This window comes from Corynebacterium sp. J010B-136, assembly GCF_002967075.1.
Classification (GTDB): domain Bacteria; phylum Actinomycetota; class Actinomycetes; order Mycobacteriales; family Mycobacteriaceae; genus Corynebacterium.
The window spans coordinates 663,785-684,796 of record NZ_PUGE01000001.1; the positions used below are offsets into that span (position 1 = coordinate 663,785).

16 protein-coding genes, 1 tRNA gene and 1 other RNA gene are annotated in these 21,012 nt (G+C 56.1%); 8 read left to right on the forward strand and 10 right to left on the reverse strand.

Annotation, left to right across the window (positions count from 1 at the left end; genetic code table 11):
* Positions 1 to 200 precede the first annotated feature (200 nt).
* Positions 201 to 1,070 (forward strand): DMT family transporter, encoded by an 870-nt coding sequence (locus C5Y44_RS03015; protein ID WP_105323573.1) that lies wholly within the window; start codon positions 201 to 203, stop codon positions 1,068 to 1,070.
* Here the strand turns inward: C5Y44_RS03015 and C5Y44_RS03020 are convergent.
* Entirely contained in the window at positions 1,067 to 2,308 is a 1,242-nt protein-coding gene (locus C5Y44_RS03020; RefSeq protein WP_233189795.1) for a hypothetical protein, read from the reverse strand. The two genes, C5Y44_RS03015 and C5Y44_RS03020, sit on opposite strands and share 4 nt — an antisense overlap.
* Positions 2,309 to 2,704: 396 nt before the next feature.
* Here C5Y44_RS03020 and leuA point away from each other — a divergent pair, with 396 nt between their 5' ends.
* The 5 genes from leuA (at position 2,705) to C5Y44_RS03045 (ending at position 10,499) form a co-directional block, all read left to right on the forward strand.
* A complete protein-coding gene (leuA, locus tag C5Y44_RS03025; RefSeq protein WP_105323574.1) occupies positions 2,705 to 4,522 on the forward strand; it encodes a 2-isopropylmalate synthase in 1,818 nt (605 codons plus the stop codon).
* A 151-nt stretch (positions 4,523 to 4,673) separates the two neighbouring features.
* A complete protein-coding gene (locus C5Y44_RS03030; RefSeq protein WP_199185963.1) occupies positions 4,674 to 6,476 on the forward strand; it encodes a DNA polymerase III subunit epsilon in 1,803 nt (600 codons plus the stop codon).
* A 58-nt stretch (positions 6,477 to 6,534) separates the two neighbouring features.
* Positions 6,535 to 7,812 carry a MurT ligase domain-containing protein gene (locus tag C5Y44_RS03035; protein WP_105323575.1) on the forward strand — a complete coding sequence of 426 codons (1,278 nt, stop codon included), beginning with the start codon at positions 6,535 to 6,537 and terminating at the stop codon, positions 7,810 to 7,812.
* On the forward strand, positions 7,813 to 8,571 hold the full coding sequence (locus C5Y44_RS03040; protein WP_105323576.1) for a type 1 glutamine amidotransferase: 759 nt from the start codon (positions 7,813 to 7,815) through the stop codon (positions 8,569 to 8,571).
* A gap of 44 nt (positions 8,572 to 8,615) precedes the next feature.
* Complete coding sequence (locus C5Y44_RS03045; RefSeq protein ID WP_105323577.1) at positions 8,616 to 10,499, forward strand: ABC transporter ATP-binding protein; 1,884 nt, start codon at positions 8,616 to 8,618, stop codon at positions 10,497 to 10,499.
* Positions 10,500 to 10,524: 25 nt separating this feature from the next.
* On the opposite strand, the gene recR is transcribed toward C5Y44_RS03045, so the two are convergent.
* From recR to C5Y44_RS03075, 6 genes are all read right to left on the reverse strand, one after another.
* Positions 10,525 to 11,181 carry a recombination mediator RecR gene (recR, locus tag C5Y44_RS03050; RefSeq protein ID WP_066792253.1) on the reverse strand — a complete coding sequence of 219 codons (657 nt, stop codon included), beginning with the start codon at positions 11,179 to 11,181 and terminating at the stop codon, positions 10,525 to 10,527.
* Between the two features lie 142 nt (positions 11,182 to 11,323).
* Entirely contained in the window at positions 11,324 to 11,668 is a 345-nt protein-coding gene (locus C5Y44_RS03055) for a YbaB/EbfC family nucleoid-associated protein (RefSeq protein WP_066792252.1), read from the reverse strand.
* Positions 11,669 to 11,793: 125 nt separating this feature from the next.
* Positions 11,794 to 14,865 (reverse strand): DNA polymerase III subunit gamma and tau, encoded by a 3,072-nt coding sequence (locus C5Y44_RS03060; protein WP_105323578.1) that lies wholly within the window; start codon positions 14,863 to 14,865, stop codon positions 11,794 to 11,796.
* Between the two features lie 30 nt (positions 14,866 to 14,895).
* Positions 14,896 to 15,333 carry a suppressor of fused domain protein gene (locus C5Y44_RS03065; protein WP_105323579.1) on the reverse strand — a complete coding sequence of 146 codons (438 nt, stop codon included), beginning with the start codon at positions 15,331 to 15,333 and terminating at the stop codon, positions 14,896 to 14,898.
* 120 nt (positions 15,334 to 15,453) lie between these two features.
* Positions 15,454 to 16,725: an aminotransferase class I/II-fold pyridoxal phosphate-dependent enzyme gene (locus tag C5Y44_RS03070; protein WP_105323580.1), complete on the reverse strand. Its 1,272-nt coding sequence runs from the start codon at positions 16,723 to 16,725 to the stop codon at positions 15,454 to 15,456.
* Positions 16,726 to 16,887: 162 nt separating this feature from the next.
* A tRNA-Ser gene (locus tag C5Y44_RS03075) sits at positions 16,888 to 16,976 on the reverse strand.
* A 205-nt stretch (positions 16,977 to 17,181) separates the two neighbouring features.
* On the opposite strand from C5Y44_RS03075, the gene ffs reads away from it, so the two are divergent.
* Positions 17,182 to 17,279: signal recognition particle sRNA small type (ffs, locus tag C5Y44_RS03080), an RNA gene on the forward strand.
* On the opposite strand, the gene C5Y44_RS03085 is transcribed toward ffs, so the two are convergent.
* Genes C5Y44_RS03085 through gluQRS form a run of 3 tightly spaced genes read right to left on the reverse strand, consistent with a single transcriptional unit; the run spans position 17,274 to position 20,200 of the window.
* Positions 17,274 to 17,621 (reverse strand): hypothetical protein, encoded by a 348-nt coding sequence (locus tag C5Y44_RS03085; protein ID WP_105323581.1) that lies wholly within the window; start codon positions 17,619 to 17,621, stop codon positions 17,274 to 17,276. The two genes, ffs and C5Y44_RS03085, sit on opposite strands and share 6 nt — an antisense overlap.
* 28 nt (positions 17,622 to 17,649) lie before the next feature.
* Entirely contained in the window at positions 17,650 to 19,212 is a 1,563-nt protein-coding gene (locus C5Y44_RS03090; protein WP_105323582.1) for a sodium:proton antiporter, read from the reverse strand.
* 13 nt (positions 19,213 to 19,225) lie between these two features.
* Entirely contained in the window at positions 19,226 to 20,200 is a 975-nt protein-coding gene (gluQRS, locus tag C5Y44_RS03095) for a tRNA glutamyl-Q(34) synthetase GluQRS (protein WP_105323583.1), read from the reverse strand.
* A gap of 96 nt (positions 20,201 to 20,296) precedes the next feature.
* On the opposite strand from gluQRS, the gene C5Y44_RS03100 reads away from it, so the two are divergent.
* On the forward strand, positions 20,297 to 20,995 hold the full coding sequence (locus tag C5Y44_RS03100; RefSeq protein ID WP_105323677.1) for a queuosine precursor transporter: 699 nt from the start codon (positions 20,297 to 20,299) through the stop codon (positions 20,993 to 20,995).
* Positions 20,996 to 21,012 lie beyond the last annotated feature (17 nt).

Genomic DNA, 21,012 nt, shown 5'->3' on the forward strand with positions numbered 1-21,012 from the left:
TTAATTTCTATCACTTAGTAGTCAAATTCTCATGGTACAGGTTTTCACTGCCTCGCCATAGCCCAAGCCGCGTTTTTGGGATGAAAATTCCAGTATTTGGAAATCCCAGGGGAGCATCGACAAGCATTGCGTCAACACCTGCTACTTCCGACTGGGCTGTGCATTTCCGCATGCACCAGTTTTTCACTACGGTATATCTCGTGCTGTCCAACCTTGTAGCAATCGCATTTGCCCTGGCATCTGCACTAGTTATTGCCTGGGGCACCGTCATCCGGCAAAGAATCGCTGAAAACGCCCGTCACAGTGTTATGCGCACTGCCATGCGCAACCCAGTGTGGTGGATCGGCACTGCCAGCGCCGTAATTGCCTACGGCCTGCAACTTATTGCGCTCGGTTTTGGCACCTTGTTGATTGTCCAGCCCATCTTGGTGCTGTCTTTGATGTTTACCCTGCCGCTGGCTGCCTGGTATCAAAACCGGCGTATGTCTTCGGAAGAGCTGTTCTGGTGCAGCCTTTTAACCTTGTCTGTTGGGGTAATTTTGGTCTTTGGCCGGCCTACTGGCGGAATTACCTCCCCACCGCTGGAGCGCTGGTTACCGGCTTTTGCCCTCGGCATTGCCCTGATGGCGGCTTTCGGCGTGGCTGCTTCACGCATCCGTTCCCAGCGTGCCCTGCTGCTAGGCGTAGCCTGCGGGATTTTATATGGCTACGTCGCACTGTTATCGAAGGCCGTGGTGGATACCTTCACGGCAGCCGGGTTAGGTGAATTGCTGAAGTCCTGGCCTTTATATGCTCTAATTTTTGCCGCCGGTGCCGGCACGGTGCTGCAGCAATATTCTTTCCACGCAGGACCGCTCAAGCACTCATTACCAGCGATGAAAATCATCGAACCGCTTATCGCATTTTCCTTAGGGTATGCGGTATTGCATGAGCAATTTCAGGTTCGCAGCGTACTGGGCTGGCTGGTTATGGCACTGGCCGTCGCGACCATGGTGATAGCCACCATCGTCCTCTCACAAAAGCCGATGAGCACCTTGCCACGCGTGAAAGTGTCTACGCAGCCAAACTAAATCGCCCACGGAAATACTGCCAGCATATAAGCCGAAAACCAGGTGCCAAATGCTGCCCAGCCAATGATCAAAGTCCAGGCCACCCACCCCGGCAGGTGTTTGAGCGCACCATGTGCCCACGGGATAAAAAGCACGGCAGCAGGCAGCAACAAGCGGGGGCGAGAATGCATCACGCCATCAGATAAAATGACATTCGCTGCCAGGGCCAGGCTAAATAACCAGGTGCCAATATCAACGCGCCGCCATGCCAAGATCAGCGCAAAAGGCACACCAAGCAAAACCATGGTGCTGAGCAAATAGCCCGTGTTATCGGCGGAAGTGAGGGTTTCAAAAATCCAGCGCGCAGTAGCCTGCCCAAAATCTAAGCCAGAATTCCAATGTTTTTCTTGGGTGCCAAAATAGCCGCCCACCCCTTCCAGCTGCCGCGATGCCCACCAGATATAGCCAATAAGCGGTAGCGGAGAAATCACCAGCGCCAGCCAAGCCTTCCAGGAGCTTCGGGCATGAAGCAGCACCATGAGAGCAAATACTGCCACCAAGGCAATGGCAGTAATGCGCACGAAAGATAGCGCGCAGATAATCATCCCGGCCATCCACCAGCGTTTATCCACCAACGCCACCAGCGCCCAGATGGCCAACGCCCCAAAGAGCGCCTCGGTATAAGGCATATTGAAAACAATGGACATCGGCGCCATGGTCACCACCACAGCCGCAGCACTTTGCCCTTTAATTCCATAGCCCCAGCGCGCGGTCAAAGCCATAACGCCGCGCGCTAGAAAGACCGTGGCAAAGAAGTTGAAGATCATCCCCGCAATGGCATAATCCACACCAGTCAGGTTGGAGATGACCCGCATAATCATGGGAAAGGCCGGAAAGAAGGCCAGCCGAATTTCTTCGGCAGAAACCCCTCCGATGGTTCCGGAAAAATACCCGGCGCGCGCAATATCAACGTAGTGCGCCGCATCCCATTTATTTAATAGTCCCCACACATTGTCATCGTTGACCGCAGCTAAAACCGCCAGCACGGCCAAACGCGCCATGGTGCCCACGCTGACAATAATCAGGGCCAGGAGCCAGCCCCAGGCAGAAGTACTTCGCACAAAAGAGCTTGTCGATACACCCTCTGCCGCACCCGGCCATTTGTCCAGGGCTAAGACTCGCAGCACTTTTGATGCAGGCTTCGTATCCGGGCCTGCATCAATGTGTGCGGTCTGGGCAGCTGTGGGCCGGTCATTCATAGCACTCGATCGTAGCTTGCCCCCGCCATCACGCAATCACACCCGTTATAAGACGCCGAAACACTAAAACTTTAGCCAGGACACGAAATGGTTTTCCCATGATGTGAGAAGCTGCTGCACACCTGGAGGGGGTAACACTGAAAATTTCACATGCCGAAGGTCACATCATGCGCTAGGATAACGCGTATGACTTTCCGGGCACGGCAACTCCTTCTTTGCCGCGGCGGGTTCCAGTAGTCGTTTCAAGTACGACCGGCACCCCGTCGCGGAGTTTGTTCTGCCGGTCGTACGACACGGAAAATACAGATGAAGCCCTCCTATCATGGGCATTGACCATGTTTCTCACTACGTCACCGTCGTCCGCATCTGGTTAAAACAAAGAAGGATTTAATCCCCATGTCTCCTAAAGACTCATTCATTTCTGCTCCCCGCGAAATCACTACTCCATCTGGTCCTCGCCGCGAAGGCCAGCCTGCATGGAATAAGCAGCGCGCCTCCGCTATGCCGGTCGACCGTTACCTGACTTTCGCTGAGGAAGTCGAAGAGATCACCCTGCCGGATCGCACCTGGCCGGATAAGAAGATTGAAGTTGCTCCACAGTGGTGTGCCGTTGACCTGCGTGATGGCAACCAGGCTTTGATCGACCCTATGTCCCCTGCACGTAAGCACCGCATGTTCGAGCTGCTGGTGAAGATGGGCTACAAGGAAATTGAGGTGGGTTTCCCATCTGCTTCGCAGACCGACTTCAACTTCGTGCGTGAAATTATTGAACAAGACCTGATTCCAGAAGATGTCACCATCCAGGTTCTGGTTCAGGCTCGTGAACACCTGATTCGCCGCACCTTTGAAGCTTGTGAGGGTGCAAAGAATGTCATCGTGCACTTTTACAACTCCACCTCCAAGCTGCAGCGCCGCGTTGTCTTCCGCAAGGATCAGGCAGCAATTAAGAAGCTGGCAACTGATGCCGCAGAGCTGATCAAGTCCATTGCTGTGGATTACCCCAACACCAACTGGCGCTGGCAGTACTCCCCAGAATCCTTCACCGGTACCGAGCTGGATTTCGCGGTTGATGTGTGCAACTCCGTGGTGGACATCATGGAAGCTACCCCTGAGAATCCAATGATCATCAACCTGCCATCGACAGTAGAGATGATCACTCCGAATGTTTACGCAGACTCCATCGAGTGGATGCACCGCAACTTTGCCAAGCGTGATTCCATCATCTTGTCCCTGCACCCACACAATGACCGCGGTGAAGGCGTTGCCGCAGCAGAGCTGGGCTACATGGCAGGCGCTGACCGTATCGAGGGCTGCCTGTTCGGCAACGGTGAGCGCACCGGCAACGTCGACCTGGTGACCTTGGGCCTGAACATGATGACCCAGGGTGTTGATCCGCAGATTGACTTCACGGATATCTCCAGCATCCGCTCCACCGTTGAGTACTGCAACCAGCTGCGCGTTCCAGAGCGCCACCCATACGGCGGCGACTTGGTCTTTACCGCGTTCTCCGGTTCCCACCAGGACGCTATCAACAAGGGCATGGATGCTCTGGCAGATGCTGTTCGTCCAGGTGCAACGAATACCGATGTCACCTATGAGGAACTGCGTGAGTCCACCTGGGAGGTTCCTTACCTGCCTATCGATCCAAAGGATATTGGCCGCGACTACGAAGCCGTTATTCGCGTGAACTCCCAGTCCGGCAAGGGCGGCGTTGCCTATATCATGAAGACCGACCACGGTATCAAGATGCCACGTGCGATGCAGCCAGAGTTCTCCAACGTTGTCCAGGCGATTACTGATGCTGAGGGCGGCGAGGTCAACTCCAAGCACATGTGGGATATCTTCAACCAGGAATACCTGGAGCGCACGACTCCGCTGGAAGTTACTTCCTTCGATATCGACAACGCCGAGGCAGAAGGTGAAGACGCCACGGTTGATGTCACCGTTATCTACAACGGCAAGGAATCTAAGATTTCGGGCCACGGTAACGGCCCAATCGCCGCTTATGCCAATGCGCTGGAGAAGCTGGACATCGACTTCGAGGTTCTGGAGTACAGCCAGCACGCGCGTACCGCTGGTGATGACGCCGAAGCTGCTTGTTACATCGGCGCTGATGTCAACGGCATGAAGATGTGGGGCGTCGGCATTGCCGGTTCCACCACTCGTGCATCCCTGCGCGCTATGACCTCTGCTGTCAACCGCGCGCTGAGCTAATCGCTTCAGAAATTTCATAGCCCCAGAGTCTCCGGAAATCTTTCTTCGGACTCTGGGGCTTTATTCGCGGTGGGGTTTAAACGTGGAAGATTCCTCCGCCACAGGGTGGCTGAACTCCATCAACTAAGAAGGGTGAACTAGACTAATTGCGATGACTAGCACGAATGATAATCAGCGCACCGGCCGCCACACGGTCTCCAGGTCGCGCCGTGCTGCCTCCGCGCGCAAAGCTGCGGAATCTTCCGAATCAGCGCGCCCACTGCCCGGTTCATGGCCGGCTGCGCAACCTGGAACACCTGCGCCTGCAACTCCGGCACCTGATAGCTCCGAGCAGGATTTAGCATCTGCCAAAAGCCCTGAGCACAACTCTAGTGAGCGCCAGCAAGGCGAACGCCAGCACGGCGCTCGCCAACACGGTGAACGTCGCCCCAGCGAAGCTGAATTAGCGCGGCGCGAGGCAGTACAACAATTCCCCTATGTCGCCGTGTCTTTAGGCGCCTCCGGGATTCACCCTGCCACCTCACGACTGATTTCTTTCGACGCCGTGACCTATAACGCTGAAGGTGAAATCGGGGAAGCAACTTTCCTGGTCTTTTGCCCAGACTCAGATCCCGGCCCCAAACATCAGCATGGTTTAAGCCATGAAGAAGTCTCTGCGGGTATTCCTTTCAGCAAGGCTTTAAAGCGCATCGATCGCATTATCGATGACCGTACAATCATCGTGCACGATGCCACGGTGACCTGGGGATTTTTGGTCTCTGAAGCACGCCGCGCCATGACTGCAGCAGCGCGTCAAAACCGCTCGCGCAACCGCAATGGTCGCAGCCGCTCGCGACGCATCAAGGTCGGACATATCCCCCGCCCCAAGGGCATCATTGATACTTTGGCAACCGCGCGCCGCCATGAGCTTCCGCTCACGGATCTTCGCCTAGCCTCGGTAGCTCTAGCCACAGGCATTCCCACTACCCCACCAACCGCGACTGTCGAGCGTGCCCAACGCTCCGCGGAAGATACCGCACGTGCGGAAACGAATTTGTTGTGGCAACTGCACAGCCTGCAAGCAAAACGCGGCGATGTTGTGTGTCTAGATCCTTCTGAGTTGCGCGCCGATAAATTCGGCCTGCAACGCTCGCACATCCGCGTCGATGCCATGGATGCCCCGCGCATGCACCACAATCCGGGCCCCTATGTGCCTGGGCGTGAGTTGGTGCGCGGTATGGAATTTGTCGTTGCGCCTGAAATCGCGATGGATCCCGACATCATCATTGAAGCCGGCGTGCGTGAAGAGCTTAACTACGTCGAAAAGCTCTCGCGCGAAACTTCCGTCGTCGTCTGCAATATCACCACTGACCTGGTGGGCAAAGCAATGCACGCCGACCGCAAAGATATACCGCTCATGGGTGATGAGGCATTCTTGGCTGCGCTCAAGCGCATCGAAGAAGCCGGCCCAGAGCCGCAGGTGGAAGAAAAACCTGCCACTGCTCCGCGTCCGCAGCGCCGCAATCCAAATTCCAGCTCTGCTCCACGCCGCAGCAACGCCTCCACTGGCGCTAGCTCGTCGAATACTGGCGGTAGCAAGTCCAGCAATCGTCGACGTCGCCGCCGTCGCAGCGGGAGCGGCAGCGGCAACACCAATGCAGCGCACGCTGGTAACCACAGCCAAGGTGGCAATAGCCACAATAACAACCAGGGCCAAGACACAACGCAGGGTTCGGCACAGCCTCAGACTGAGCAAGGTGCCCAATCTGGAAAGTCCCAGCCGGGCAAGAGCCAAGACGGTGACAACCATGGTGGAAACAACCAGTCAGGCAACGCTAAGTCCTCCAACCGTCGGCGGCGTCGCGGTGGACGTGGCGGGCGAAACCGCAATCGGTCACGCAACCAAGACAACCGCGGATCCGGTACCAGCGCAGCAGACTCCGGCGCAAAAAGCGCGGAGAAAAAGCAGTCTTAACCCCGGCGCGAGCGCTGCAATATAACGTTGCGGCGCTGAATCCGACTAGCCTAGAACCATGAGTTTTCAACTGCCGCGACAAATAAAGAAGTTACGCGCTAAAACCGCTGTGGCTGCAGCACACCTGGCCACCTTTGCCTCCCGGGCAACCGGCCGCGGCGCCGGAGGAATGATCGGCGGACTAGTAGCCCGTGCCATCGATCCGGGCATCATGGAACAACTGGCAGGAGATCGTCCCGCGGTGATTGTCACCGGTACCAACGGCAAATCCACCACCACACGCATGCTCGCTGCCGCGATGAGTAAGAAATATGACATCGCTACCAATGACGGCGGCGACAATATGGACGCAGGCATCGTTTCCGCGCTCATGGCTGCTGAAGACGCTTCGCATATCGTGTTGGAAGTCGATGAGCTGCACGTCCCACATGTCGCCGAGGCGCTTAACACCCAGGCGCTGGTGTTGTTGAACCTCTCGCGCGATCAGCTCGACCGCGTGGGTGAAATCAACAAGATTGAACGCGCATTGCGCGGCGCCGTCGAGGCCAATCCGGACATGCTGGTTATCGCCAACTGCGATGACGTGCTGATGACCTCAGTAGCTTTTGACGCCAAGAATGTCATTTGGGTTTCCGCTGGTGCTGGTTGGCTGGGAGATTCTGTCAGCTGCCCGCGCACCGGTGGACACATTGTGCGCACCGACGATGATTGGTACGCGGTGAAAAAGCTTGCCGATGGCCGCGAGTTCCGCCGCCCCACTCCAGCTTGGGCAGTAGATGAAGGTGGCCTGGTCACCCCAGCTGGCCACACTGATTTAAACCTCGCGCTGCCGGGCCGGGCGAACCGCGGCAACGCCGCACAAGCCATTGCCGCTGCAGTGGAAGCTTTCGATGTTGACCTTGAGGTCGCTACTAGCGCTGCTGAAGAGGTCGTTGATGTTGCCGGACGCTACTCCACCATCCAGCGCGGCGAGCACCAGATTCGCCTGCTGCTGGCGAAGAACCCGGCCGGCTGGCAAGAAGCCTTATCAATGATTGACCGCACCGCCGATGGACTCGTTATCGCTACGAATGGCCAAGTGGCCGATGGCGTGGACATGTCCTGGCTGTGGGATGTGAAATTCGAGGACTTCGAAGAACTCCCCGTTAAAGCCGCCGGCGAACGCGGCACTGACCTCGCAGTGCGCTTGGTCTATGCCGACATCACTCATGAACTCATTCCGAATCCGGTCGCAGCGATTGATGCCTGCCCACCGGGACGCGTGGAAGTTCTGGCGAATTACACCGCGTTTCGCGATTTGAAAAAGGCCCTCGAGCGCCAAGAAAAGGAGTCCTAAATGTCTATCGAACTCAATATTGGCCTCGTTTTACCTGATGTCCTAGGCACTTACGGCGATGATGGCAATGCTCTCGTGCTGCGCCAGCGTGCTCGCCTGCGCGGTTGGAAGGCAGAAATCCACCGGATTAACTTAGGCGATGCCGTGCCTGAATCCTTGGACTTATACACCGTGGGTGGCGGCGAAGACACCGCGCAGATTCTCGCGGCAGAGCACTTGCTCAACGACCCGGGGCTTAGCCGCGCGGCCCAGGCGCAGCGCCCTATCTTCGCAGTCTGTGCAGGTTTGCAGGTGCTCGGCGAATCCTTCCGCGCCTCCGGTCGGGTCGTCGATGGCTTAGGACTTATCGATGCCACCACTACTCCCCTGGCAGAGCGCGCCATCGGCGAAGTAGCTACCACCCCTACTGGTGCTGGTTTTACTGAAGAGCTCACCGAGCCGCTGACCGGTTTTGAAAACCATTTGGGTGCCACCATTTTGGGTTCTTCTGCGCAGCCTTTGGGCACCATTGATCACGGCACCGGCAATTCGGATGAAGCTGCAACCTTTGATCTTCGTGATGGCCAAGTCCAACGCCACGGCGAAGGTGCCGTACAGGGCAGCGTCATTGCTACCTACATGCACGGGCCTTGTCTAGCGCGCAACCCGCAGTTGGCCGACCTGCTCTTAGCCAAAGCCACTGGGCAAAAACTCAGCGATCTGGAGCCGTTGGATCTGCCGGCCATCGATAAGCTGCGTGCGGAGCGCCTTCGCGGCTAATTTCGTCCACGCACAAGTTGCCAAGCGAGTAATATTAGCTGGCAATGAGTATGCGTGGAGGTGGTGGACCGCGGGGCGCGCGCGTGTCCAATGCTGATTATGAAGCCCAGCGGGAAATCAACCGGCAAGCGCCAAAAATTAAGGATCTCGGCTCACGTATCTTTGGACTCTTTTGTCCTTATCGCGCGCAAATTTCCGTCATCATTGTCATGGTGTTTTTGTCTGCTGGTTTAAGCATTCTGCCACCACTTTTAACTCAGCGGGTCTTTGATGACGGGCTTTTCCCTGACACTGGTGGGCCTAATATGCCGGTCTTGCTCAAACTGGTCGGCGCCATGCTGGCGCTTTTTGTCGTCATCCAGCTGATTTCAGTGGTACAGACCTACTACACCGCACGTGTGGGCAATCGCGTGATGGGTGACTTGCGCATCAACCTCTTTGCACATCTGCAGTCGATGGAACTGGCGTTTTTCACCCGCACCAAAACCGGTGTCATCCAGTCGCGTCTGCAAAATGACGTCGGCGGCGTCGCCGGGGTGCTCTCGAATACGGTCTCCAGTGTCATTGGCAATACCGTCACGGTGATTTCCGCCTTTATCGCCATGCTGTTGTTGAGCTGGCAGCTGACCATCATCGCGCTTATCGTGTTGCCGTTTTTGGTCTGGGGACAACGCCGCGTCGGTCAAATCCGTGCACGCATCGCGGGGCAAACGCAAGAATCACTCTCTGAAATGTCAGCCATCACCCAGGAGACCCTATCGGTCTCCGGCATCATGTTGGCCAAGACTTATTCGCGGCAAAGCGCGGAGGTAGAACGCTACGCACAAGAAAACAGCCACCAAATTTCGCTACAAGTGCGCCAAGCGATGAGTGGCCAGCTCTTCTTCGCCGTGATACAGGTATTTATGTCGGCGGTCCCGGCCATTGTTTATCTGGTCTCCGGCTGGCTGTTGACCGCTGGTAGCAGCGGTAGCTTTGCCTTTGGCGGAGCAGGCATCACCGCCGGCACCATCGTGGCTTTTACCACCGTGCAATCACGCCTGCTCTTTCCCATGATGGGCCTGATGCGCGTGGCCTTGGACTTGCAGACTTCCTCGGCACTCTTTGCCCGCATTTTTGAATATTTGGATCTTCAGCCTGCTGTTGTGGATGCTCCCGATGCGAAGTCACCCTCGGATCTGCCAGGTCGCGCTGGCCACGTCCAATTCGACAACGTGGGCTTTCGCTATGACGATTCATCCGCTGAGTCCCGCCCCACTCTTGATGGCGTATCTTTTGATATCGCTCCGGGGCAGTTCGTGGCTTTCGTGGGTGCATCAGGCTCAGGTAAGACCACCATCGGTAATCTCATTCCGCGTTTGTACGATGCGAGCTCAGGCACGGTCTTATATGGCGGCGATGACGTGCGCGCATTAAAGCAAGAAGAACTCATGGCGCAGATTGGTGTGGTCACCCAAGAGCCGTATCTATTCCACGCCTCAATCGCGGATAATCTGCGCTATGGCAAACCGGATGCGAGTCAAGAAGAAATTGAACAAGCCGCGCGCATGGCGAATATTCATGAGACCATAACGAGCTTTGAAACCGGCTATGAAACGATTGTCGGCGAGCGCGGCTACCGCCTTTCCGGTGGTGAAAAGCAACGTATCGCGATTGCACGGGTGCTGCTGAAAAACCCGCGGGTCTTAGTTCTTGATGAGGCTACCAGTGCGCTCGATACCGTCAACGAACGCGCTGTACAACATGCGCTTGATACTGCCGCCGAAGGGCGCACCACGATTGCTATTGCACACCGCTTGTCCACCGTCGAAGCCGCCGACCGCATCTTTGTCGTCGACCACGGTCGGATTATCGAGTCCGGCACGCACGAGGAACTACTCGCTCTCGATGGCGCCTACGCACGCCTGTACTCCCAACAGGAAGACTAAGCCGTATCGCTTAAGCTTCCTGCTGCTAGATGGTTAAACGCCCTTGCAACGCGCGCGAGAGAGTTAATTCGTCCACGAACTCTAAGTCCCCACCCAACGGCATACCCGATGCCAAGCGGGTGATTTTAAGGTTCGGGAAATCACGCAGCAAACGCACCAAATACGCCGCGGTAGCTTCACCTTCAGTATTCGGGTCGGTCGCTAAAATGACCTCGGTAATTTCCGGGGTTTCATCGTATTGCGGGTTTTCTTTTGTCGAATCCGCAAGCTCACGGTCCGGCAGTACCCCACCGATACGCTGCAGGAGCTGGGAGATATTCAAATCCTTCGGGCCCACATTCGCCAAAGGATCTAAGGCGCCACCAAGTACGTGGTAACGGCCTTCATATTCGCCAGTGCGCTCGATGACCTGGATGTCTTTAGGTTCTTCGACCACGCAAATGGTGCCTTTATCGCGCTGGGAATTCACACAGATGCGGCATACTGATTCACGCGAGATATTGCAGCAAATACGGCAGAAGGTCACGCCATCCCGCACGGATGTCAAGGCACTAGTAAGCCTATCGATGTCCTCTGGGTCCATGGTCAGAACGTGAAACGCAATTCTCTGCGCGCTTTTTGGACCTACCCCAGGAAGTCGCGACAACTCATCAATGAGGTCTTGCAACGGCCCTTCAAACACGCTTAACTACGTCCTTTCATCACGATCATCTGTATACTTTCGCCGCTTTCATCTGCGGCGGCTACGGCAACATTAAAAGACCGCGCCCGTTTCACTGGTGTAAAACGCACGCGGTCTTAAAATAAGTGGAAACTAGTTCAGCTTAGCCGAACAAGCCAGACATTCCGCCATCGTTCATGCCCTGGGACAGCGGACCAATCTTTTCTTGTGCCAACTGTCCAGCCTTTTCGTGAGCATCCTTAAATGCGCCGAAGACGAGGTCCTGCAGGGTTTCTACGTCTTCTGGGTCCACGACGGACTTATCAATCTTCAAGTCAACTAGCTCTGCACCACCGGTCATGGTGACGGTAACCATGCCGTTGCCTGCGGTGCCTTCAACGTTGGTAGCAAGGATTTCTTCCTGTGCCTTTTGTAGTTCAGCCTGCACACGTGCAGCCTGCGCCAGGATGTCGTTCATGTCTGGGGTGGAGTTTTCAGGAGTAGTCATTGCATACCTTCCATCGGTGCGTTTAATTAAAGGATTTCTAGAATTTAAGTGTACCGATTTCCCGCCTTTTCATCGCGGCAAAGCCGCCATGATCACTAACAGCCAACGCCGGATTGCCGGCATTGCTACAGCTTGCGAGCGCCGAGTTCTCGTTCGAGAAGTTCCATGGCCACTTCAGTGGCACTGCGCCTATCTAAATTGCCTTGCTCACGAGCATCATCCATCATCTCGTTTTCTTGTGCTTCACGAGAATACGCAGCCTGCGGCTGAGCCGCTGGCGCCTGCTGTTGCCCACCTTGTGGTTGCGCTGGAGGCTGTACTTGCGGTGCATTGCTTGGCGATGCTCCGTTTTGCGGCGAGCTCGCCTGCTGTTGTGGCGCACCACCGCCAAATCCACCCTGGTTTCGAGCAGAGTTATACGGCGGTGTCTGTCCCTGCGGTGCACCATTGGATGCTGGTGGATAAGCATCTTCAGGCGGCACCGACTCATACTCCGGGTATGCCTCTGGCCCTGGATCAGGTGGCAAAGGACGACCGTCGCTGAACGTATCTGAATTTCTCAATTCCTGCTCACGCTGTTGCGTCTGCGCCTTGGCTTGAGCAATGCGTGCACGCCAATCAACCTGGCCCGATGCTTCCTGCGCTGGTGCTACAGGCTTGCTCGCAGCGGGCTGCGTAAATGCAGGCGCGGCAGCGGGAGGCTGATTCATCACTGGTGGCGATTGTTCAGGTTGAGCTGGCTTCGCGAAGTTGGATTGCTGCGCCGGTTGCGAAGCTCCTTGCGAAGTCTGTGCAGCATCTTGTGCAGAATCATGTGCGCCACCCATGTTTCCGCCCAGCGCGCGTGGGGTTCCCCACCCAGATGCAGCTTGTTCAGCTCCATTGGAGTGCGGTGTTTCTTGCTGGGAAGGCTCGGGTTCCTGAGGATTATTTGGACGTGGCTGTTGTACCTGGTTTTCTACAGACTCATCCGCTGGCTGCGAAGAAGCGGGAGTGTTGTAGTCCCTAGGACTCTCTGACTCCTGATCGTCATCACCAGTTTCGCGCGCTGCATTATTCGCAGAACGTGGGTTCCACGTCTTCGGCTTCGGTGGAGCCGCACTAAATCCAGCAGCTGCAGGATCTGTGCCCACAATGCACTGGACAGCTAGCTGGTATCCAGCTTCTTCAGCGACGACTGCGACAACATCTTTGTTATTCGCTGGTGCATTCAGCCGTTCAGCCAATGCTCCCGTGGTGTGCCCCAGGATCAAAGTGTTATCACGTAAGCCCAGTACACGTGCCTCGGTGAGCATGATGCCCGCGATTTTATTGCGCTTGGATACGCTCGCACGCAGTTGCTGCCAGTTATTGCGCAGTTGCTCCACCACATCCTCAGGGCTTGCTGCGGCAGCAGGTGATCCTGCTTCAGACGCAGTCTCCTCAGGTGCAGTCACCTCAGAGGTGGTCTGCTCAGACTCAGCAGCTTCTTGATGAACGGGCTGTTGATACTGCTCTGGTTCCTGTGACGGAGCTGGCTCAGGTGTTTCCACTGGAGCAGGCTGGGATTGCGGCATGTCTTGCTGCGGCGCAGAATCCTGCTGTGCAGACTCCTGCGGAGCCCACTGAGCCTGCGGTTCTTGTCGTGCTTGCGGTGCAGATGGCTCTGCGCCTTGTTCTGCGGCCTGACGGGTTTCGTACGCAGGCGAAGCAGCTGGCTGTTGAACCGGTGTCTGCTCTGCAGGTGCCTGCTCGGCAGGAGTCTCCTGAGGGGGTGCCGGCTGCGTATGCTGCTGGGTCCACTGCTCCTGCTGTGGCTGTTGCTGCGGGGCTTGCTGAACCTGCTGCGGTGGCCTCTGCGTTTGAGGCTGTTGCTGGCTTTGCGGTGGCTGAGTTTGTTCGCGCTGCTGGTTGCGGCGGGCTGCAATCGCGGCGGCGGCCTGTTGGGCAGCGGCCATTCCTGATGGAGCGTTACCGCCTTGAGCGCTGCCACCTTGTGTAGTGCCGGCAGGGCTATTGCCCGTGGACGCACCACCGGTAGGCGTGCTGGTCCCGGCGCTCGCTCCGGAGCCAGCTGGAGCCGACTGCGCAGGCGCAGAACCCGCGACAGAAACATCCGTTGAGGCCGGTTCCATCACTAAGTGGGCGCAGAGAATCTCCAGCAGGAGGCGCGGTGATGTCGCACCACGCAGAGCGCCAATTTGGTCATTGACGGTCGCAGCATAATGCGCCAGCTGCGCGCCGTTAAATAGCTGAGCCTGTTCGGTGAGAATTTGGCCGCGGTCAACGGGGGCATCGACAAGCCCGGCGGCAATGGCGTCGGGAACTGCCTGCAGGATCATCAAATCGCGCAGACGACCTAGAAGGTCAACGGCGAAGCGGCGTGGTTCGTGACCGGCTTCAATAATGGCATCGACGTGCTTAAACAGCGCGGCCTTATCGCCCTGGGCCAGCGCTGCGATGGTGTCATCAAGCAAAGTCTCATCGGTAACCCCCAGAAGCGGGCGCGCGATGTCATAGGTCAAACCATTAGGTCCTGCACCAGCGAGGAGCTGATCCAAAATCGACAAAGTATCACGCGGGGAACCGCCACCGGCGGAAATCACCATTGGGTAGACGGAGTCTTCCACAAAGACGCCCTCTGATGCCACGGTGCGCTCAAGCAGGCCTTTCATCGCCGGCGGAGTAAGCAGGCGGAAAGGATAATGGTGCGTACGCGAACGGATGGTGCCAATGACCTTATCCGGTTCCGTGGTCGCAAAAATGAAGATGAGGTGCTCTGGTGGCTCCTCCACAATCTTCAACAGCGCGTTAAAGCCCTGGTTAGTAACCATGTGGGCCTCATCGATGATGAAGATGCGGTAGCGGGAATCCGCTGGTGCGTAATAAGCGCGCTCACGCAGCTCACGCATATCTTCCACGGAGTTATGCGAGGCCGCATCCAGCTCCGTGACATCCAAGTTGCCAGGCCCACCAGGCGCCAATGAAATACAGCTAGCGCACTGGCCACAGGGCTGAGACGTTGGGCCTTGCACGCAGTTTAAAGAACGCGCCATAATGCGCGCAGACGAGGTTTTGCCACAGCCGCGCGGACCGGAAAATAGGTAGGCGTGGTTAATGCGCCCTGCATCGAGTGCTGCCGAGAGCGGTTGGGTTACTTGTTCCTGCCCAACTACTTCAGCAAAAGTCGCTGGACGATATTTCCGGTATAAAGCCACGGTGGTGATTCTACCTTCTACAACATGGGGCTAAGAATCTGCGCGTGTCCAGTCCAAGATGTCAATGTTGGACTCCGCTACTGCCTGCTGCATCGCGGCCACGCCTTCTTCCACAGCATAGGCATATTCGGCATGAGTAAGCATGATCAGCTGCAGCCCGAGGGTGAGGCGGTCTTCCTCTTCCACTTGCGGTGAAGGCCCGCCCCACAAATAAGGCGCAATCAACATGCCGTGGGAAACCGTAATATCGGACGCTTCGTCAAGGGCGGATTCAATATTGGGCACTAAGACACCTGGCTGCGCGGCAATCTCACCACCGGCTTTTTGCAGCTTCTTCGCCACGCCCACCACGGCTGCGGCAACGGCAGCCTGCGGTGCACGTGCCACCGCGATGATCTCACAGCGCACGGGCAGCTCAGTGCCTTGTTTGACCAACCCAGTATCCACATCAGCGAACTGGGTGGTCACGGCAAGGCTTTGGGCATCGTCAAGCGCGGCTAGACCTAGATGCCAGCCGTCGACCTTTTTAAACTCCAGGTCGCCCGGGATGATTCCGTCTAGCCAAACAGCGGTTTCCTCGCGGTTAATTTAGGCACCTAATTTCTCAATTGCAGCCAACAGGATGCACGTTGCGACGCCATCCATGGCTTCTTCTACTTCTTCCTGTGGTGGCATCGACGGCGCTAGGCGGATGTTGCGGTTATTCGGGTCATCATTGCCTGGGAACGCCGAGCCTGCCTTGGTCAGCACAATGCCGGCTTCCTTCGCCAGCTCCCACACGCGCGTGGCGGTGCCGTCAATAACGTCGACGGAGATGAAATAGCCACCTTCAGGCTTGGTCCATCGCGCAACGTCGTACTCACCCAGACGGTCTTGCAAAATACTCTGCACAGCGGTGAACTTCGGCGCGAGGATGCCAGAATGCTTGCGCATTACCGAACGCACTCCTTCAGCTGAGCCAAAGTAGTTCGCATGCGCCAGCTGGTTGAGCTTATTGGGGCCAATGCCGCGCGAATTAGCGATGGACATGTACCAGTCCAGGTTTTCGCGCGAAGAGCCGAAGAACGCGACGCCAGCGCCCGCGAAAGTGATCTTCGACGTCGAGGACAAAACCCAGAAGCGGTTCGGGTTGCCGGCCTTTTCCGCAATACCCAACACATCGATGATTTCAGGGAATTCATCAGTCAAAGTGTGCACGGCATAGGCGTTATCCCACATGATGCGGAAATCCGGGGAAGCCGTTTCCATAGACGCAAGCTTTTCGATGCTTTCCTTGCTAAACGTCACCCCAGTCGGGTTAGAGAACATCGGTACTGCCCACATGCCCTTAACCGAAGGATCTTTAGCCAGCTCAGCGATAGCATCTACGTCTGGGCCATCTTCGAGCATTGGCACGGTGACATTTTCAAAACCGAACTGCTCAGAGATGGTGTGGTGGCGGTCGTAGCCTGGCACTGGGCAGATCCACTTGCGCTGCTCGTCTGCAAACCATGGTTTTTCGGAGTCGTTATTGCCGAATGCGCAGGACCAAGAGATGAGATCGAACTGGATATTCAGCGAGGAAGAATCCGCAGCCAACAGTTGCGCTGGGTTAATGCCAAGCAGCTCACCCCAGAGTTCACGGATATCAGCGATGCCTTCACCGTTGCCGTAGTTGCGCAGGTCGGTGCCGTTTTTATCCGTGTAGTTATCCACACCGGGCAAAGACAGCAGATCATCTGCCAAGTCCAGCTGTTCGGCAGAAGGCTTGCCGCGCGTCAGATCGAGCTTGAGGCCCTTTGCTTTGAGCTCTTCATAATTTTTACGAGTGCGGTCAGCTAGTTCTTTAAGCTGATCAGAGTCAAGTTCAAGCAGCGACATGAGACGTGCTCGCCTACCTTTCGGTTCTGTATAAGGCCCTATGTGGAGTCCAATAGTAGCGAATTTATACAGCCGCTGTTTTCACATCCCCGCATTTGCGGGCAAGTGGCAAAACAAAAAATCTCGGACCCTGCATCTAGTGCAGAAGTCCGAGATTTTCACTGGCGGAGGATGTGGGATTTGAACCCACGAGGGGCGTGAACCCCGCACGCGTTCCAGGCGTGTGACATAGGCCGCTAGTCGAATCCTCCGAGAAGAAACATTATCAGCACGGACAACACCACACAAAATCCGCAGGTCACAACCCATTTCTAAAGAAATTATTAAAGACTTACTTCTGCGTCATCCAAATTCCTGTGTGCGTACCCAAAGGCGTCCCCCGGGATATGCCTCGGTGCGTGCGACGACACGCACCCCTTTATTTTGTAATGCAGTCGCTTAAGCGCTAGGCTCTAGGACAGGATTCCGCGTGGCGTCATCCTGTGAACTCCCCCAGGGCAGGAATGCAGCAAGGGTCAGCAGGCTCTGTCGGGTGCGCGGGGTCCCCTTTAAGTTTTTAGGGTGTCGGCATTGAACTCGTCTTGCTCGAGCCATTCCAGATGCGGTGGTGTATTCATTCCCCACTCTTGGCGCTTGGCCAAGAAAGCTTCGATAACGTCGGATTCTTCAAAGCCGCCATCGAAAAGATACTGGCGGAACCCGCGCGGGCCAGCATCTTTAATCCACAGCCAGACGTAGTCGAGCAGGGAATTGTCCCCGATCAGGTCTTCTAAACCTTCGGGGATAAATTGACGTTCGGTGTCGAGGCGGTCTTTCAGGTCTTTGTCAAAGAACCCGTACAGGTAGTCCATGCTCGTGTCGTCTTCGGCGTATTCGTAAATTCCCTGCCCATCCATAGCTGCCAGTGTAGCCAGAAATCTTTTCTTACTTCCGGTCGTTGACCGTCAACAGTGCACGGTCGACTTCCGCCAGGATTTCATCGACGATGGCGGGGTTAAATTCCCTGTTCTTGCGCATGTGCAGTAGCTCTTCTTGCGAGGCAAGCAACGCAACTTCGCGGGCTTTGCCGGCCTCTGTGCGGGCGCGTTTAATCTTTTCCATACGTACACTGCGCTCTTCAGAAGACAGGTCGCCGGCACCAAGGTTTTCTTCAAACCAGTTATCCACGGCGACGGCGATTTCTGGGTCGAGGGTATCGGCATAGTTGCGCAGGCTGCGCATCGCGGCTTGTCGCGATCGTTCAGAGACAACAGCGCGCATGGCGTCTTCAGCGGATTCCGCTTGCGAGCGCAAAGACAATTGGTTCATCAGCCACGGCAACAACATGCCCGGGACCACCATGGTTATCAGCAAAACCGTGAGCGCAATAACCGCGAGTTCATGGTGATACGCCAAAGCGCCGGTGGGAATAGACAAAATCAGTGCCAGTGTCACCAGCCCGCGCATGCCCGACCAAGTCATCAAGAGAACTTCTTGCAGGCGGGTGGGTGCGCTGCGCCGCTGCCCTGTCTTGCGGTTAATCAGGCACACGATATACATCCACACGCCGCGAATGACGATGGCAACCAGCGATAGTCCAATGCCTACAAAGACGGAATGCCACAGGTCAGAGCCGACCTCATCAATGGCATCGCGCACGGACATACCGATGAGGCCAAAGGCAACGCCAGTAAAAAGCAGCTCGGCGGAATCCCAGAAATTTTGTCCCGATGAGCGGTCTTGTGCAATCAACGGTGCGCGGGAGCTTAATTCAATAGCGGCGATGACAACGGCGATGACACCGGAAGCTCCCAGATATTCTGCGGTGATGTACGTGCCAAATGGCACCACCCAGGTCAGTGCATTGCGCGCGGTGGAATCATCGATATGCTTCATAAACCACGCCGCGGCCCGGCCAATAACCAGTCCCAAAACGGCAGCGACCACTGACGAGTACACAAAGTTCAATACTCCGCTGGCAATTGAGAGGTCATTGCCCTCGGTAATCGCAAACAGCGCTAGATGGAAAAGCACAATCGATGCGGCGTCATTAAACAATCCCTCGGTCTGCAAAGAAGTCGTGATGCGGTGTGGGATACCTGCTGGTTCAGCCACGGCTTCCACGGCAACGGGATCCGGTGGGGCGATTGCCGCGCCAATCAAAATCGCGCCGGCAAGCCCGATACCGGGAAGCCAGAAATATGCTGCGGCACCAACGCCTGCGGTAGTAATGACCACCAAAACCACGGACAACAACAAGATGGTGCGCCATTGTTCGCGAATCACGCCCCACGAAGTCCGCCGGGCTAACGCCCACAACAGCGGCGGCAAGAAGATAGGAAGAATCAACTCCGAAGGCACTGTAAAGGTTGAAAACCCCGGGATGAACACCACCGCGGTGGTCAACAATGTCAGCAAAGCTGGCCAGGGCAAACCTGTCTTATTACCTAATGCGACAGCAAAGACCGTCGCGGCTAAAAGCCCGGTTAAGACCATCAAAATATCCATGCGCTGGAGTCCTTTAGGTGTTGGCAGTCCACGTAAATGGCTGGTGTGCGGCGTCTCGCTGTGCAAACTCTTGCGGATCGAATGCTTCCAGCAGTTCATCAGCGCTATGAATTCCAAAATAACCTAAAGACTGCGCAAGCTGCTCAATAATGGATGTAATCTCGGTAGCTTTTAACATCTCTCGCAAGGTCACTGCCCCATCGCGCTTGGCTAAGCGCTGGCCTTTGTCATTTAAGACCAAGGGAACGTGCACATACTGCGGGATGTTATAGCCTAAAAGTTGCGCGAGATACGCCTGCCTGGGCGCTGATGACAACAAGTCATCACCGCGCACCACCTGGTCAATACCCTGCTCTGCATCGTCGACGACGACCGCTAGGTTATAAGCCCAATCCGGGCCTAGTGGACCAATCTGATTGGCATTGCCGCCCCGGCGCAAAATCATGTCATCAACATCGCCGGTGTATTCGCCAGCTAATTCATCAAAGACCGTAAACGTGGCCACCTCGGAGCGCAGACGAAGGGCGGGGAGGCGTGAGGCATCGGCAAGCAATGCTCTCTTTTCTTCTCTTTCCTCATCGCTTAAATCGCGGCATGTACCCGGATATTGCCCCGGAATGGCATGCGGTGCTCGCGCGGCTTCCTGGATATCTTTGCGCGAACAATAGCACTCATAGTGTGGGAGTTTCGCTAAAGCTTCCTCGTATTTGCTGTAACGATCTTGCTGGTAGATAACCTCGCCGTCCCATTCCAACCCCAGCTGATCCAAATCTTCTAACTGACGCTGTGCCGACTCCGGCGTCGAGCGCTGCTGGTCAATATCTTCCACCCGCATGAAAAATTGCCGGTTGGTGCTGCGCGCATACAACCACGACAACAAGGCCGTGCGCAGGTTGCCAAAGTGCAAATCCCCAGACGGACTCGGCGCATAACGCCCTGCGCCCTGAGTGTTACTGTGCGGCTCGCTGCGATGGCGACCTGGCTGCATGCTAGCTTGCTTTTCCTGCGTTGTTTCGGGGTTCGTGCTGTGTGGCGAAAAATGCATAATTTCCAGGTTACGACTTCAGGTGCGAAGATGTATTTCATGACAAGTAAATCGGCAACCGCAACCGCAGAAAATGGCGGCGAGAGCATCCGATTCATCCCGGTACAGTCCACCCTGTATCCGTGGTTGGTCACGGTGTTTGTCGTCGTCTTCCTTATTTCCAACATCAACGCCACCAAGGGTGTCGAGATTGGCCCTCTGATCACAGACGGCGCATTTTTCTTATTCCCTCTGGCTTATATCGTCGGCGACGTGCTGGCCGAATGCTACGGCTTTAAATCCACCCGGCGCGCCATCTACATCGGCTTTTGCATGGCGATCTTGGCCGTGGTGTGCTTCTACATCGCTATTTGGCTGCCTGCCGCTAGCTTCTATGAAGGCCAAGAAGCATTCGCTGCGACCTTAGGGCTTGTGCCGCAGATTGTTCTGGCCTCATTGGCTGGCTACCTGGTGGGCCAGCTGCTCAACGCCTGGATCATGAATGCGATGAAGAAGCGTTCTGGCGAAGGTGGTTTGAAGACCCGCTTGATTGCCTCGACCGTGGTCGGTGAATTTGGCGACACTCTGCTGTTTTGTGCCATCGCCGCATCCGTTATAGGCGTGGATAGCTTCAGCGGATTTATCAACTACGTCGCCGTAGGCTTCTTCTGGAAGACGCTCATTGAAATTGTGCTTTTGCCGGTGACCACCCGCGTTATCGCCTGGGTGAAAAAGCGCGAAGATTACGTTCCAGTATGAGATAACACCTGCTAGAT